Genomic DNA, 13,882 nt, shown 5'->3' with positions numbered 1-13,882 from the left:
CGCTCCGCCGAGCTGGAGCTGCCTGGCGTTGGGAGGGAACCTCCCCGCCTCGCCTGGCGTCACACCTGGCGTGATCAACAAGCTGGCCGAACGCATCGGCTCCTGGCGCTCCGTCCACGCGAACTCCGATGGCGCCGAGGCGGACTCACTCGTGTTGGAGTGCGCCCGCCTGCTGACCGGTGATCCCGGTGGCAAACAAGCTCCACTGTGGACCTTCGGGTTGGCGGCGATGTCGGAGTACGTCGCCTGGCGGCCCGGCGACGGTGTCGCGGACGTCGCGGTGGACGCGCTGCTGGCCGCCGATCGGGCATTGCGGGACCGGCCGTGCGGTCATCGCGGGCACCCGTACGAGAAGGTGGTGGCCGAACTGGAGGACGACGACATCTGGCGCCACGGCCCCGATCTCGGCGATCTGGAGCGGCTGCGGGCAGACGAGGAGTGGTGGTGCCCGGCCAACGTCGCCGGTTTCGCCCGGATCACCGCGGACGTGATCGCCCCGTTCTCCGCGGACGAGCTGCCCGAGGACCTGCCCCGCGACGACGAGTCGGACATCAAGGACCTGGACGGCATCCTCAACGACTACCCGTACGCCGACCCGCGCTGGACCTTGGAATACCTGGCCGGCTCGTTGCCCAGCCATCCGACTCGCGGCGTGCTGGCCGGTTACGTCGTGACGATGTACGCCAGCTGCTGGTACGCGGTCTCCGGCCGGATCCGGACCTCGTCCGTGCTCGACGAGATGATCGAGGGCCTGGAGGGGGTGCTGCCCCAACTCGGGGACGGCACCTGCGCCCACGCACCGGACGAGCACCCCGAAACGGGCTTCGACGCTGCAGGCACAGCCGCGGACGGCATCCGGCTGCGCAGTCCGGGCGGCAGGGCGTGCCTCGCGGCATGGCACGACGAGGACCGGCTCCCGGTGCGGAACTGGCTGTGCCCCGCCTTCCTCCGCCGCCTCGCCGAGACGGCGTTGAGCGAGTTGCGGCAGGGGCGGGAGATGCTGTTCGGCAGCCGGGACACCGCGCACCTCGACGAGGAATTCCTGCGCCCCGACGGAAGAATCGACATCGGCTCGTTGACCGCGTTGATCGAGGACAACCAGTTCGACGAGCATCGCGACGTGCAGGAGGCAGGGCTGTGGGCAGCCCGCCGGTACGCGGCACTGGCGGCGGACGCCGATCCGGTTGAGCGAGCCGTTCCACTGCTGATCGCCACGTGGTGCGTCGAGATCGTGGAAATGCCCTACGGCGTGGCGAAGGACATCCGGGACATACTGTCCACAGTGGACGCTGACCCGACGGAAGATCAGTGCGCCCACGGCGACGCGCACCCCGCGGAGAGCCGGGACCTGCAGCAGCACCTCAACCACCTCTACGCGCCGGCAGAGTTCGCGGAGCCCGCCGACGTCAGTGCACCTGACGCCTGGCTGTGCCCCCGCCACCTGGCGATGGCGGCGCGGCACGCGATCGAGGAGATCAACGAGAGGTTCGAGGACGAGGACGATTACGCGGCCGAAGACGAGGACGACCCCGGGACGACGTCCGCCGACTGAGTCGCATGCTCAGCGGGCCAACCAGATCTCCAAGAGCGTGCTAGAGCGGCTGGGCAGCCGGGAAACCTGCCCAGCGGCAGCCCCGACTCCACGTCGGCCACGTCGGACTCGGGTTCCGGTTCGGGCTGTGGCTTGGGGATTGCGCACCTCGGCCACCGCGTCGTGTGCGGCGCTACCAGGACCGCCGCGCCGCGCCAAGGCGTCGGTGACGTCGTCGAGCACCGCGCGCACCGGGAGATCGGGAAAGTCGAGCATAAACGGGCCCATCCTGCCACCCCGGGAGCCCGGCTCAGCGGGCCGCGGTCGCGATCTCGTCGTCGACGTGCCGGGGCCGCGCGGCGACGAATCCGGCGACCAGCTCGACGACCAGGCAGCCGATCAGCAGGAGCAGCGGTGCGGTCCAGCCGCTCGTCAGGTCGTTGAGGGCACCGATAGCCAGCGGGCCGAGTGCGGCGAGCGCGTACCCGGCGCTCTGCGCGAAACCGGAGAGCTGAGCGGCGGTGGACGCCTCGCGGGTGCGCAGCGAAATGAGCGTCATCGCGAGCGGGAAAGCGCCGTGCAGGCAGGCCAGCAGCACGACCCAGAGCCAGGGTGCCGCCGCCGGGGCGAGCAGCAGGCCGGTATATCCGGCGAGTCCACCGAGAACGATCCCGGCGACGTAGGGCCGCTGGCTGCGGCTCTTCGCGGCGAACCGGGGAAGCACCAGGCTGATGGGGATCGCCGCCAGGGCCGACGCGGACAGCATCAGGGCCGCGGTGTCCGTCGCGATCCCGGCGCCGATGAGGATCGCCGGGAGCCATCCCATCACGGCGTAGGCGCTGAGCGCCTGGAGTCCGAAGAACGCGGCGAGGCCCAGCGCGGTGGGGCTGCGGAGCAGGGCCGTCGGCGGGTGCACCCGGTGCGGGACCGTTTCCTCGTCGGCCGGTGCATGGCGCCGCCGGAGCAAGATAAGCCACGGCACCAACGCGACCGCCGCGACGACGGCCCAGCTCCCGAGGCCGCCCCGCCAGCCGTACCCGGTCGCCTCACCGATCCCGACGGTGGCCCCGGCGGGCAGCGCGACGCTGGCGGCCGCGCCCATGGAGTAGACCCCGGTCATCAGGCCGACACGGTGCGGGAAGTACAGCTTGATCAGCACCGGCATCATGATGTTGGCGACCGCGATGCCGGCCAGCGCGAGCGTGCTGCCGAGCACGAAGCTCGCCGAACTGCCCGCGACCGCCCGCCAGGCGAGGCCGACGACGATAACCGCGACCCCGCCGAGGACCAGCTGAGCCTCCCCGATTCGGCGGGACAGCGCCGGCGCCAGCGCGCCGAACGCCGCGAAGCAGATCACGGGCAGGGCGGTGACGACCCCGGCCAGCGTCGCGCTCATCGCCAGCGCCGCGCGCACCTGGTCGAGCACCACGCCCAGGCTGGTGACCGCGGAGCGCAGGCTCAGCGCGGTCACGACGATGCCGCCGCCCACCAGCCAACGCGCGAGGCGATCCACTTGTTGGGAATGCATCGTCTTTGTGACCACTCATCGATCATGGGTGGTCACATGTGCCCAGTCAATGCCCTTCGGCGGTAACCTTCGGGGGTGGACCTCCCCTACGAGCGCCCCGAGGACCGGCCGGCCGCGCCCGCCCCGCTGGACCGGGTGCAGGAGTTCGTCAACACTCGGATCAACTTCCGCGAGACCGGCGACTTCCGCGACGAACTGTCCTCGCCCGACGCACTGCGAGAGTGGATGAACGCGCAGGGGTTTCTGCAACCGCGCGCCCGGGTCGACGCGGACGACCTGGAGCGCGCCATCGTGGTCCGCGAGGGCCTTCGCGCCCTGCTCGCGCGGCACAACGACGCGAGCGAGGCGGACGACGGCGACGCGCTCCGCGCGCTGGACGAGGCCGCGACGACGCTGCCACTGCGGGTGCGCACCGCCGAGGGCGAGGAGCTAGCTCTCCGGCCGGTCGCCCAGCAGGGGATCGAGCACGCGCTGGCCACGCTCCTGGCGGACACCTTCACGGCGCGGGCGGGCGAGCTCGCCCGGCTGAAGACCTGCCGCGATCCGGCCTGCCGCTGGGTCTTCTACGACTCGTCGAAGAACCGCTCCGGCACCTGGTGCGCCATGGGCACCTGCGGCGCGGCATCGAAGAAGCGGCATTTCACGGAGCGGCGCCGCGAAAAGCGCCGCCTGGGATGATCGCAAGTCCGGGCTCGCGCAGGCATCGTCCATTTCCGCCAGGAAAGCGAGAATCGAGCCCGAGTAGGGCCGAGATCGCGTCAGCCGCCCTCGGAAGCGCGGCCGACCCTGGCCGATCCCCGGCGCGCCGCGGTGTTGATGATCGCAGCCGCGGGTATGTCGTGGTCATGGCCAAGGACAACAAGACCAGCAAGATCGTCACCGATCCGGACCGAGCCCTTGCCCGGGCACGAGCGGCCGCCGAACAGATCAAGCCGAAGGATGAAGCGCTGTACTGGGCGACGATGGCTCAAGCCCTGCTCTTGAGCGAGATCCGCGACATGATTCGCGAAACCCGCGCTCACCAAGGCGGGAGTGTGGAACTACCCGAACAGGCGCCGCCAAGAGAAACGGCCAGGGCCACCGTCGTCGAGAAGTAGCACGGCGTGGCGCCGCTGGGATGCCCGGCTTCTGCCGGTCTTATCCGAAGGCCGCCGCACCGTGATCGCGTAGGCGTCTCGGCATCGCTGGTCGGGCGGCTCCTGCAAGGTCGGCAATCGCCGACCATCAGCGGGAACCACGAAGCCGGGCCAGTCGCGCGGTCCGGCTCCTCAGAGGTACGCCGAGGAGGTGCACTTCGACGACGCTCACAGCACACCGCGGCCGGCTGCCAACGTAGCCACGATGTTCCGCGTCTCCGAATCGCCGGGCAGAAGATCCAGGACCGCTGCGTCACCGAAGTCGGCCGTCGCACGGGCCACGACCGCCCGCCACAGCGTGTCCGGACTCGGCGCAAAGGTCTTTGCCAACCCGGAAAGTACGTCTCGTACACCGATGCCACGGCAGAGAACCGCGGTGGTCGGCGCGACGTTCCCGTCCGAATCACCCATCCCACAGGCCTCGCGAGGGTCTTCGGATGTAGCACGACGACTGCGCCGGCCGCGGCCGTTCCGGTGCCAAGCAGGCGAGGAAACACGTCATGGCGCTGCACCTCTCCTCCAAGGATGTCGATGCCCTTCGGGCATCATCCTTGAGCAGCAGCGCCTTGCGGTGTCCGGCACATCACGGACACCGCGCTCGCCACCAGCATGCGCCCAACCCTGCATGCGGAAAGTTTCTCCTACCGCTCCGATATGGTCGCTTCCCCCAGGGGTAGCCCACGGTGGAATCGCTCGCACGATCCGGCAGCGCCAGGGCCTCGGAGGCGGCAGATCATGTCAAGCACGCACGACTCTGAGCATGTTCCAGAGCAGCCTCACGAGCACGAGAACGTTCAGATCGTGCTGGTCGCCCAGATCAACGCGCCCTGGGTGGGCCGAAGCCTGGTCGACGTTGGCGCACTGGTCCGCACCTCAAACGCGGCAGCGGGCATCCGTGGGTGCCTGCACGTGATCGCAGACATCATTACGGCAGCGGCGAAGGTACTCGCTGACGGCCGCCTGGAGGATGTCTCGCCCGAGGAGCGTCCGCGGTTGGTGGTCACCGCAGAACGTGCAGACATGTCGAAACCTGACGCTCGCCAGCAGCATTGACAACCCGTGCCCATCCCGTCAACCGCGAGCGTGTACTGCACCAACGCCAACCCGAAGGCGCAGGGAGCGCGACAATCACACGAGGATCACCAGCATCAGAGCAACGACGCGCAACTGCAGCAAGAGATGCTTTCAGAATGGTTTTGCGTGGTGGTACGGAATGGGCCGCCCGCCTGGTGACGGGCGGCCCATTGAGAAAGCCCGCCTGACATCGTCTATTCAGGACCAGCGTCAGCCCCTGATTCCGCGGGTCTTTAGGCCCGACCTGCGGGTGTCCCCACCAACGACACCCCCGGTGCCGTCGACGCGAGCACTGGTTCCAGAAGTGCAAGCCGGAGGTCGATCAAGTAGATCTCCGAAGAGATGGCGCAGTAGTGCTTCCGAAGCACTTCGTCGAGAACTTCGGCCAGCTCGTGCGCTGGGGCCTCTTCAAAGCACGGTCCACCAGCGCCAGTCGGGCGGGCTCAGTCACGCTTGCTCCAGCGTTGGTAGCCGCGCGAATGGGCGCCTCATCTTGTCCCAGCACCTGCGGGCGCAGCCGTCATCATCGGTCCCGCAGCGAGGCCGACTCGGCGCGCGCCCTTCCTGTTGGTCATCCGGTCGGTTCGGTTCGGGTAGCACCTGATTGCCCGGGAGACGCGGATCGGCAAACCGCTAGCCCGGTGCGCCCCGCCGCGGTGGCGTCGACCTGGACATCACCTGTCCCGTTCTTTCAGTCCTGGTACGCCCGGAAGCCAACATGCACAGCCATCCGCGGCTTCAGCAGGCGGCGACCGGGCAACTCGACGTGGCTGTGAGCGGAAGAGCTCAGCGGTTATCCGAGAATTTCGTTGGGTAGCCGGAGTTGTCGTCACTTCCGCTTCCCACGAGGGGAAGCCGTGAATGCGGCGGGAGCAGCACCGGGCCAAGGAGGAGACCAACGATGAAGGCGCCCGAGCGCCCCCAGCGCGTTGTCGTCGTAGGGGCGACCGGAAACATCGGAACCAGCGTGGTCGACGCACTCGACACGGATCCCGCGGTCGGCACCATCATCGCGCTGTCACGGCGAGAGCCACCCGTCACCAGCTCGAAGGTGCGCTGGGAACGCACGGATGTCACCGAAGACGATCTGGTGGCGCGCTTCGCCTCGGCCGACGTGGTGATCCACCTCGCCTGGTTGTTCCAGCCGACCCACGACCCGATCACGACCTGGCGCAACAACGTGCTCGGCGGCATCCGGGTCTTCGACGCCGTCGCGACGGCCGGTGTCCCGAGCCTGGTGCACGCGTCTTCGATCGCCGCCTACAGCCCGGGACCGGACGCGCGGCCGATCGACGAGTCGTGGCCGACCCACGGGTGGCCTGCCGCGGCGTACAGCGGGGAGAAGGCGTATCTGGAGCGGTACCTCGATGCCTTCGAGCTGCAGCACCAGGACATCCGGGTCGTCCGGATGCGGACCGCGTTCTGCTTCAAACCGGAATCGGCATCCCAGCAACGACGGCTCTTCCTAGGGCCGATGCTGATCAACCGGCTCGTCAGGCCAGACCTGCTGCCGGCCCTGCCGACTCCGGGCGGCATGCGCTTCCAAGCGGTGCACAGCAACGATGTCGGCGAGGCGTACCGGCTTGCCGCGCTTTCCACCAGCGCCGGAGCGTTCAACATCGCCGCGGATCCGCTGATCGACACCGGTGTGCTGGGCGAGCTCTTCGGCAAGCCGACGGTGGGTGTTCCGTCCCGCATCGCCAAGAGCGTCCTCTCCGCCGCTTGGCACCTGCACCTCGTCCCCGCGTCGCCGGGCCTGTTCGACGTCTTCCTGCGGCTTCCCGTCATGGATGTGTCGCGAGCCCGGGACGAACTCGGCTGGATCCCGCGGCACAGCTCCACGGACGCCGTCGAAGGATTCCTCCACGGCTTGCGGGAAGCCGCAGGCGGCAGAACCCCGCCTCTCGCGCCGCGCGTCCCAGGAGGCCGCCTGCACGAGCTCGCCACGGGCGTAGGTCAACGCCCCTGACCACGACGACCACGTGCGGTTGAGGTCCGTTCCGGTGGGTAGCCGGTGGGTGTTCGGCTCAGCAGGACAGATCTTGTGAGGTGGCCCGGTGTCACATTCCCAGCACTCGAAGACCCGCGACCTGGTCCGCGCCGGGGCGCGGGGACTCGTCGGTGCCATGGCGATGACCGGCATCCGGACCCTCACCGGGAACGTCGGCCTCGTCGAGGAAACGCCCCCGGAAGCGATAGTCGGCAAGCATGCGCCGGAGTCCGTCCAGCAGCTGCCCGTGGAACACCGCACCGCGCTCACCGCGGCCGCGCACTGGTCCTACGGCGCATTCGCCGGGCTCGGGTACAACGCCCTGCCGCGGAAGATCAGATCGCTCCCCTGGTCCGGCCCGGCGTACGGCCTGATCATCTGGCTGGCGTTCGAGGCCGTCATCGCGCCGTTGCTGGCCGTGCGCCCGACCCGTCGGAGGCTGCTCGGCCGTCTCGTCATCGCGCTCGATCACGCCGTCTACGGCATCGTGGTGGCCGGTCGGCTCGCGCCCGATCCCGATGCGGTCAAGCGGCCGGCCAATGAGCGGCGCCGCCACGTCATGAACGCGGTGCGGGTGCGGGAAAATTGTCAGACCCACAGTAGCGCGTGAACGCCCCGGTGGCTTGTTCGATCGAGCCCCGGCTCGCCACCAGAGCTGCTCAGCCCGGCTCGGTAACATGCAACGCATGGCCATCAAACTTGAGAACGTCGGCATCGCCGTTCGCGACCTCGAAGCAGCGATCGCCTTTTTCACCGACCTGGGTCTCACGGTCCTCGGCCGTGACACGGTCAGTGGTGAGTGGACCGACACTGCCGTCGGCCTTGATGGCAACCACGCCAACATTGCAATGCTCCAGACGCCAGACGGTCACGGTCGCCTTGAGCTCTTCGAGTACATCCACCCCAAAGCGATCGAGTCGAAGCCCACTCGTCCCAACGAGATTGGCATGCACCGCGTCGCCTTCTCAGTCGACGACATCGACAAAGCCCTTGAGATAGCCGCGAGGCACGGCTGCCGTCCGCTTCGTGGCGTGGCGGCGTATGAGGACGTCTACAAGCTCACGTACGTCCGCGGTCCCAGCGGCATCATCGTGATGCTCGCCGAGGAGCTGAAGAAGAACTGACGGCCGATCGGCCCAATTAGAGTGTGTTGCGAGACCTCGTCGAGGCTGTAAGTCTGCCCACTAGACCATCACCTACCGTGTCGCCGTCGTCCTCAAACGCCGTGATCGCCTGGACCCGAGCCTTGTCAGACACGCTGTAGGCGACCACCGGGCGGGACTTGCTCGCTCCTTCCCGCGCGCAAGCCCCGCTTCCCGGGTCAGCTGCGGCTGAGAGCGCGCTCCAGCTGTTCCTTGGTCATCTTCGAACGGCCCTTGATGTTCTGGCGACGGGCGTCGTCATACAGCTGCTGCTTGGTCCGGCCACCGGGGCCTTGCCGCTTGCCCGACCTCGTCCCGCCTCGCCGCTGCGGCGACATGTCCTGGGTCGACGTCTTGCTCCGCTGCCGTGCCTGCCCCTGCTGCGCCCGGTCCTTGTTCACGGTCCGCGCAGCTATCTCCTTCGCACGTCCGGCACTCGACCCGCGTTCCTGAGCCTGTTCCTTGATGTGCTCGTACTGCCGCTCTTGCTTCTTGTTCCAGGTCTGCTGCGGCATCGTTCGCGCCCCCTCACAGGGTTTCCACCCACGTCGGCTACCCGCGGACGGCATGAAGAACACCTTCCGGGCACCTCAACAGGCCACATTGGATTCCAGCCGCCGCCATCGTCAGATGCAGAACCGCGCGAGTCGTTGCTCCATGTCGTCACACGCGTTCGGCAGCCGGAACGCGGGCGAGGCGAGCACGCCGGGGCTGTTCCCGCGGACCGCGTCCCAAAGGAACCGCCGCACCGACGCGGATTCCGGCAGGATGTCCTCGCCCAAGAACTCCAGCGTCGCGGTCCCGCCGCAGCCGTCGGTGTCGATCCGCAGCGCCCACCCGCTCACCTCGTCCCAGGTCAGCAGGAGCGGGAACTCCTCGAACACCGGTACTTGGGAATCAACGAGAATGATCACGGTCGCGAGATCGACATCGACGTTGATGTCGATCTCGAAGACGTCGACGCCGAGATCTTCCGCTACGGCAGTCGCGTAGCCGACCAATCCGTCTGCCGCGAGGCTCATCGTGTCCATCACCGATCCTCCCGTCCGACCTCGCTTCCCGTTCGACCTCGCTTCCCGTTCGACATCAGCAGGCTGCCGCCCATTGGGTAACCGGTATCGCGCCGGCCTAGTCCAGCCGACGACGTACCCGGCGCCGTCGCGGGAACCTACCGGTAACCGCGCGGCGCTCAACCGCTGCAAGCGCTGCCGTTCACCCCCGGCGAGGAGCCCTGGCCTAATCGCCGGGGCGCAGCAGGACCTTCACCGCGCCATCCTCCTTCCGCTGGAAGATGTCGTAGCCGTGCGGGGCCTCGTCCAACGGCAGCCGGTGCGTCGCGAGGTCGCGCACCCCGAGCGGGTCCGCCTCGTCCCGGACCAGGGGCATCAGATCACCGATCCACCGCTTGACATGGGCCTGCCCCATGCTGACCCGCACGCCCTTGTCGAACATCACCAGCATCGGCAGCGGGTCGGCGGTGCCCGCGTAGACGCCGCTGACCGAGATCGTCCCGCCACGCCGGACCGCGTCGATGCACTGGTGCAGGACCGTGAGCCTGTCCACGCCCGCCTTGGTCATCATCGGCTCCGCGACCGCGCCCGGAAGGGCGCTGACCAGCTTCTGCAGGAACTCCGCACCGGGCGAGCCGTGCGCCTCCATGCCCACGGCGTCGATGGCGGAATCCGCGCCGCGCCCCTCCGTCATGGTGCGGACCGCGGAAGGCACGTCGTCGTGCGCGCGGGCGTCGATGACCTCGATCCCGTACCGCAGGGCCATCTCCAGCCGGTCGGGTTCGAGGTCCACCCCGATCACCCGGGCGCCCTTGAAAGCGGCGATCCGCGCGCTCATCTGCCCGATCGGGCCGAGGCCGAACACGACGACCGATCCCCCTTCCGGGACGGCCGCGTACTCAACCGCCTGCCATGCGGTCGGCAGCACGTCCGAGAGGTAGACGAACTGCTCGTCCGGTGGGCCGTCGGGCACCTTGATCGGGCCGAACTGCGCCTGGGGCACGCGCAACAGCTCCGCCTGCCCGCCCGGCACGCTGCCGTAGAGCTTGGTGTACCCGAACAGCGCCGCACCGCTGCCGTGCTCGCGCACCTGCGTCGTCTCGCATTGGGCGTACAGCCCGCGGCGGCACATCCAGCAGTGCCCGCAGGAGATGTTGAACGGGATCACGACGCGGTCGCCGGGCTTGATGTGGGTGACTTCGGAGCCCGTCTCCTGGACGATGCCCATGGCTTCGTGCCCGAGCACGTCACCCGGCTCCAGGAACGGCCCGAGCAGTTCGTACAGGTGCAGGTCGGAGCCGCAGATGCCGGTGGTGGTCACCGCGATGATCGCGTCGGTCGCGGCTTCCAGCCGCGGTTCCGGCACGTCGGTCACCCGGACATCGCGCGGTCCCTGCCAAGTGAGCGCCTTCACGCGCGCCTCCTAGGTGGTCGATCCGTTCGGCGTCACCCGGGGTGGGTCTCGCCGCCGACGGGTGCCAGCACTTCACCGGTGTAATAGCTCGAAAGTCGCTCTGATGCGAAGAAGACGTACGACGGCGCGATCTCGTCGGGGTGGGCTATGCGCCCCATCGGCGTCTGCTCGCCGAATCCCTCCACCTCGTCCTCGGTCAGCGTCGCCGGGATGAGCGGAACGGGCGTCCGCGCGCGAGCCGTAGCCGTCTCCGCCCGGCCCGCTCGGCGCGAGGGAGCCGGGCTCGCCGGCGGCGGGGCTCACTGCTTCCGCGGGCGATCGGCCTTGGGCTTGCCTGGAAGTCCGCCGATGCCGTGCCGCGGCGGGTGCATCGGTTCCGGCGAGCCGCTGGGCTCGACCGGGGAGCCCCCGGGGGTGTCCTCGGCCTCCACGGGCTGCGCCTCGTGCGTCCCGCCTGACGGCGTCGCGCCCTCCCGCAACTCCTGCAACCGGTTTTCCAGCACCTCCATCACTTGAACCCGGTTGTTGTGCACGCGCTCGTAGTCCAGCAGCTGCTGGATCTGCTCGCCGTCCAGCGACCGGATCCGGTGCTGCAGGGAGCCGACCGGTCCGCTGTCGTAGTCGATGAGGGGAAGCTCATGCGGGGCCATCTCTCCTCCTTTGCAACAGCTACAGACGTTCCCCGTTCCCGGCCGGATCATGCTTGGCGCGGCGTGATGCCGCTCAGCGCCCGGCCTTCCACCGGGAACGCCGGGAACGCCGGTGGGACGCCCTGCTGCCGGTCCACGACCAGGGCCCCAGCCGCAGGGACCACGTCATCGCACCGCGTCGTCCGCGATGCCAGCTCAGCGGGCCGATCTTCCCGCGCCGGGCAAGCGAGTTCTCCATCTCCTACCCCTTCCGATCGCATGCTCCGACCGCCGACAGCAGATGATCTCCCCAATCCTGGTGCGGCGCCGTTTTCTCCGGAGCAGGAACACTTCCCGGCCAAGGCGGGGAATTCCTCCGGCACGACCGCTAGCCCTGCTCGCGCGATTCCCGGCGGCGTCGGGCGCGGCGTTCGCGTTCCCGCCGGCTGTAGGTCGCCCGCCGGACGGCCGTCTCCGTTTCGAGGCTGGACCCCAGCGCACCCGCCACCGTGCCCATGGAACTCGCCAGCCAGGACAGGCTGGCGTAGTCGATGAACGTCGCCGCATGCCCCAACTGCTTCCCCAGGTAGTCCACGCTGATCACGGCGGTGGACCCGATCAGGGTGATCACGAACAGCAGGGCGTACATGCAGGCCACCCCGATGGTCAGGGTGATCAGCGTGGCCGCGTTGTACAGCACGACCTTGTTGCGGTCCTCGCTGTTGCGCGGCCTTTCCCACAGGCCGTTGTGCAGCGTGATCCACGTGACCATGGCGAAGACCGCGACCAGGTTGATCACAACCAGGCGGACGACGCTGAGGTTGTCCGCCAGCGACCAGATGGTCGGGAAGAAGATGCCGAACGCGGCGGTCGCGGTGGCGGCCGCGATCGCCCTTGAAAGCTCCGGGACCAACCGCCACGGCCGGTTGTCGCGCACCATCCCGAAGAGGAGGCGCAGCCGGCCGCGCGCCCCGGGCAGCACCAAGGTCACGTAGGCGTGGTCGTTCCCGGCGGGAACCTGGCGGATCTGCGAACCGGGCCAGCCCCACCTCCGCGCGTGGTGGTGCCCTCCTGCCGGGCGGGAATCCGTGAGCTTCAGCGTTTCCCGCGCGAGCAACCCCACCAGGTGCACGACCACGTCCCGGACGTACGGCCGCAACCGGATCCAGCCGATCGCCGGCAGCGACGCCAGGCCGACCCCGTTATCGGTGTCGACCTCGGCCACCACGGGCTGGGTGGCGTCGCGCCGGGGCAGATCGGTCAAGCAGATCAGCAGGTCCCAGCCCTCCGACGACTTCTTCTCCTGCGCCTTGCCCGCGATGTCGATCTTGCCGTCGTCGTTCAGCGACAGCGCCTCGGACCGGACCTCCACGGACCAGTCGAGGTCTTGATCGACTCGCGCGCAGAACTCGTCCGGGAGCCCGTCGGCGATCCGGTGCGCGATCTCCGTGGGCACGCCGGGGTCGGCGACCACACCCACCGTGATCGCGCGGTTGCTGCTTCGCCCTGCCGACGACATGCCACCTCCCACTCCGGCACCAGCACCACCCTTGCCATTCCCGGGGCGGAGCGGCTCCGAAACAACCGCTGCCCGACGAGTTGCTCTCCACCATCGCGGGAGCCGGGCAGCGACACCGGGTACTTCAGCGTTACCGGGCCTTCCGAGCCGAGGAGGCACCCGCCATGCCCGAGCACGAACACCCCTTGGAAGCGCTGCACCGCGGACGCGACGCCGTGGCGGCGGCCGTGAGCCGGCAGGCCAGGACCCCGCAACCGTCCCTGCGGGAGCTCCACGCCTTCGGCTCGGCGATCGTCTCGACGATCGCCCAGCTCAGCCAGTTGAGCTCGGTGCTGGCCGAACAGGTGGGACGCTTCGACGAACGCGAGCTGGAACGGGCCAAGACCAGCGATCACCCCGGCGACAAGCTGAAGGTCGCCGGCACCCACCTGGCCAGGCTGAGCGATCAGTTGGAGGTGGCCGTCACGGACGCCGTCCGGTACTGGACCGCGATCGAGAGCGTGGACCTGCACACCTCGGGCGACCTCAGAGCACGACCCGAAACCGAGGCGTAGCGATCACGAACGCCGGACCGGCACCACCGTCAGCGGAGCTCGGGGCCGGGTGCGCCGATGAGTGCCCGGAACTCTGGCGCCGGCAGGGGGCGTGAGAACAGGAACCCCTGGCACGCGTCGACGCCGAGGCCCTCGATTAGGCGGCGTTGGGTGGTGTTCTCGACGCCTTCGGCGATGCAGGTCCGCCGCATGGCCCGGGCGAGTTCGACCACGGCGCGGACGACCCGAGGTCGGCCGGATCGGTCCCCATGCCGGAGACGAAGCGCTGGCCGAGCTTGACGATCTGGGTGGGCAGGACGTTAGTTTTCGGCACGCACAGGGCAGTTGGCGGCCGGTGTGCGCGGCACAATCAGCA

Annotated in this window: 16 protein-coding genes and 1 pseudogene; 8 read left to right on the top strand and 9 right to left on the bottom strand. The window is 68.9% G+C overall.

Annotated elements, in window-relative coordinates; all coding sequences use genetic code 11:
• Positions 1-70 precede the first annotated feature (70 nt).
• Positions 71-1,552: a hypothetical protein gene (locus AB0I53_RS22035; RefSeq protein WP_358605874.1), complete on the top strand. Its 1,482-nt coding sequence runs from the start codon at positions 71-73 to the stop codon at positions 1,550-1,552.
• Between the two features lie 9 nt (positions 1,553-1,561).
• Here AB0I53_RS22035 and AB0I53_RS22030 read toward each other — a convergent pair whose 3' ends face one another.
• A complete protein-coding gene (locus AB0I53_RS22030) occupies positions 1,562-1,819 on the bottom strand; it encodes a hypothetical protein (protein WP_358605872.1) in 258 nt (85 codons plus the stop codon).
• Positions 1,820-1,841: 22 nt separating this feature from the next.
• A complete protein-coding gene (locus AB0I53_RS22025) occupies positions 1,842-3,074 on the bottom strand; it encodes an MFS transporter (protein WP_358605869.1) in 1,233 nt (410 codons plus the stop codon).
• A 60-nt stretch (positions 3,075-3,134) separates the two neighbouring features.
• Here AB0I53_RS22025 and AB0I53_RS22020 point away from each other — a divergent pair, with 60 nt between their 5' ends.
• From AB0I53_RS22020 to AB0I53_RS21995, 6 genes are all read left to right on the top strand, one after another.
• Positions 3,135-3,737 carry a CGNR zinc finger domain-containing protein gene (locus tag AB0I53_RS22020; RefSeq protein WP_358605867.1) on the top strand — a complete coding sequence of 201 codons (603 nt, stop codon included), beginning with the start codon at positions 3,135-3,137 and terminating at the stop codon, positions 3,735-3,737.
• Positions 3,738-3,904: 167 nt separating this feature from the next.
• Positions 3,905-4,156: a hypothetical protein gene (locus AB0I53_RS22015; protein WP_358605864.1), complete on the top strand. Its 252-nt coding sequence runs from the start codon at positions 3,905-3,907 to the stop codon at positions 4,154-4,156.
• A 774-nt stretch (positions 4,157-4,930) separates the two neighbouring features.
• Positions 4,931-5,248, top strand: coding sequence for a hypothetical protein (locus AB0I53_RS22010; RefSeq protein WP_358605862.1), 318 nt, complete (start codon positions 4,931-4,933; stop codon positions 5,246-5,248).
• 922 nt (positions 5,249-6,170) lie between these two features.
• On the top strand, positions 6,171-7,238 hold the full coding sequence (locus AB0I53_RS22005; RefSeq protein ID WP_358605859.1) for an NAD-dependent epimerase/dehydratase family protein: 1,068 nt from the start codon (positions 6,171-6,173) through the stop codon (positions 7,236-7,238).
• 88 nt (positions 7,239-7,326) lie between these two features.
• Positions 7,327-7,869, top strand: coding sequence for a hypothetical protein (locus tag AB0I53_RS22000; protein ID WP_358605856.1), 543 nt, complete (start codon positions 7,327-7,329; stop codon positions 7,867-7,869).
• A gap of 76 nt (positions 7,870-7,945) precedes the next feature.
• Positions 7,946-8,383, top strand: coding sequence for a VOC family protein (locus AB0I53_RS21995; RefSeq protein ID WP_358605853.1), 438 nt, complete (start codon positions 7,946-7,948; stop codon positions 8,381-8,383).
• 197 nt (positions 8,384-8,580) lie between these two features.
• On the opposite strand, the gene AB0I53_RS21990 is transcribed toward AB0I53_RS21995, so the two are convergent.
• The 6 genes and pseudogenes from AB0I53_RS21990 to AB0I53_RS21965 all read right to left on the bottom strand — a co-directional run bounded on the left by AB0I53_RS21990 (position 8,581) and on the right by AB0I53_RS21965 (position 12,973).
• Positions 8,581-8,916, bottom strand: coding sequence for a plasmid stabilization protein (locus AB0I53_RS21990; protein WP_358605850.1), 336 nt, complete (start codon positions 8,914-8,916; stop codon positions 8,581-8,583).
• Positions 8,917-9,027: 111 nt separating this feature from the next.
• Entirely contained in the window at positions 9,028-9,432 is a 405-nt protein-coding gene (locus AB0I53_RS21985; RefSeq protein WP_358605847.1) for a DUF6292 family protein, read from the bottom strand.
• Positions 9,433-9,637: 205 nt separating this feature from the next.
• Positions 9,638-10,825, bottom strand: coding sequence for a zinc-dependent alcohol dehydrogenase (locus tag AB0I53_RS21980; protein WP_358605844.1), 1,188 nt, complete (start codon positions 10,823-10,825; stop codon positions 9,638-9,640).
• A 32-nt stretch (positions 10,826-10,857) separates the two neighbouring features.
• A pseudogene (locus tag AB0I53_RS21975) lies at positions 10,858-11,049 on the bottom strand (NAD(P)-dependent oxidoreductase); the annotation flags it as partial.
• A gap of 75 nt (positions 11,050-11,124) precedes the next feature.
• Positions 11,125-11,475 (bottom strand): hypothetical protein, encoded by a 351-nt coding sequence (locus AB0I53_RS21970; RefSeq protein ID WP_358605841.1) that lies wholly within the window; start codon positions 11,473-11,475, stop codon positions 11,125-11,127.
• Positions 11,476-11,842: 367 nt separating this feature from the next.
• Complete coding sequence (locus AB0I53_RS21965) at positions 11,843-12,973, bottom strand: hypothetical protein (RefSeq protein ID WP_358605838.1); 1,131 nt, start codon at positions 12,971-12,973, stop codon at positions 11,843-11,845.
• A gap of 164 nt (positions 12,974-13,137) precedes the next feature.
• On the opposite strand from AB0I53_RS21965, the gene AB0I53_RS21960 reads away from it, so the two are divergent.
• On the top strand, positions 13,138-13,527 hold the full coding sequence (locus tag AB0I53_RS21960) for a hypothetical protein (RefSeq protein ID WP_358605836.1): 390 nt from the start codon (positions 13,138-13,140) through the stop codon (positions 13,525-13,527).
• A 29-nt stretch (positions 13,528-13,556) separates the two neighbouring features.
• Here the strand turns inward: AB0I53_RS21960 and AB0I53_RS21955 are convergent, their stop codons facing one another.
• Positions 13,557-13,739 carry an EAL domain-containing protein gene (locus AB0I53_RS21955; RefSeq protein ID WP_358605833.1) on the bottom strand — a complete coding sequence of 61 codons (183 nt, stop codon included), beginning with the start codon at positions 13,737-13,739 and terminating at the stop codon, positions 13,557-13,559.
• Between the last annotated feature and the right edge of the window lie 143 nt (positions 13,740-13,882).

The sequence above is a fragment of the Saccharopolyspora sp. NPDC050389 genome, from assembly GCF_040655595.1.
Lineage (GTDB): Bacteria > Actinomycetota > Actinomycetes > Mycobacteriales > Pseudonocardiaceae > Saccharopolyspora.
Note: the sequence above shows the minus strand (reverse complement) of the source record. Positions and strands in the feature narration are given on the sequence as shown.

Coding starts and splice junctions, on each gene's coding strand:
- AB0I53_RS21985 (WP_358605847.1), bottom strand. CDS start 9,432: ATGGACACGATGAGCCTCGCGGCAGACGGATTGGTCGGCTACGCGACT.
- AB0I53_RS22005 (WP_358605859.1), top strand. CDS start 6,171: ATGAAGGCGCCCGAGCGCCCCCAGCGCGTTGTCGTCGTAGGGGCGACC.
- AB0I53_RS22030 (WP_358605872.1), bottom strand. CDS start 1,819: ATGGGCCCGTTTATGCTCGACTTTCCCGATCTCCCGGTGCGCGCGGTG.
- AB0I53_RS21995 (WP_358605853.1), top strand. CDS start 7,946: ATGGCCATCAAACTTGAGAACGTCGGCATCGCCGTTCGCGACCTCGAA.
- AB0I53_RS21970 (WP_358605841.1), bottom strand. CDS start 11,475: ATGGCCCCGCATGAGCTTCCCCTCATCGACTACGACAGCGGACCGGTC.
- AB0I53_RS22015 (WP_358605864.1), top strand. CDS start 3,905: ATGGCCAAGGACAACAAGACCAGCAAGATCGTCACCGATCCGGACCGA.
- AB0I53_RS22010 (WP_358605862.1), top strand. CDS start 4,931: ATGTCAAGCACGCACGACTCTGAGCATGTTCCAGAGCAGCCTCACGAG.
- AB0I53_RS21960 (WP_358605836.1), top strand. CDS start 13,138: ATGCCCGAGCACGAACACCCCTTGGAAGCGCTGCACCGCGGACGCGAC.
- AB0I53_RS21990 (WP_358605850.1), bottom strand. CDS start 8,916: ATGCCGCAGCAGACCTGGAACAAGAAGCAAGAGCGGCAGTACGAGCAC.
- AB0I53_RS21965 (WP_358605838.1), bottom strand. CDS start 12,973: ATGTCGTCGGCAGGGCGAAGCAGCAACCGCGCGATCACGGTGGGTGTG.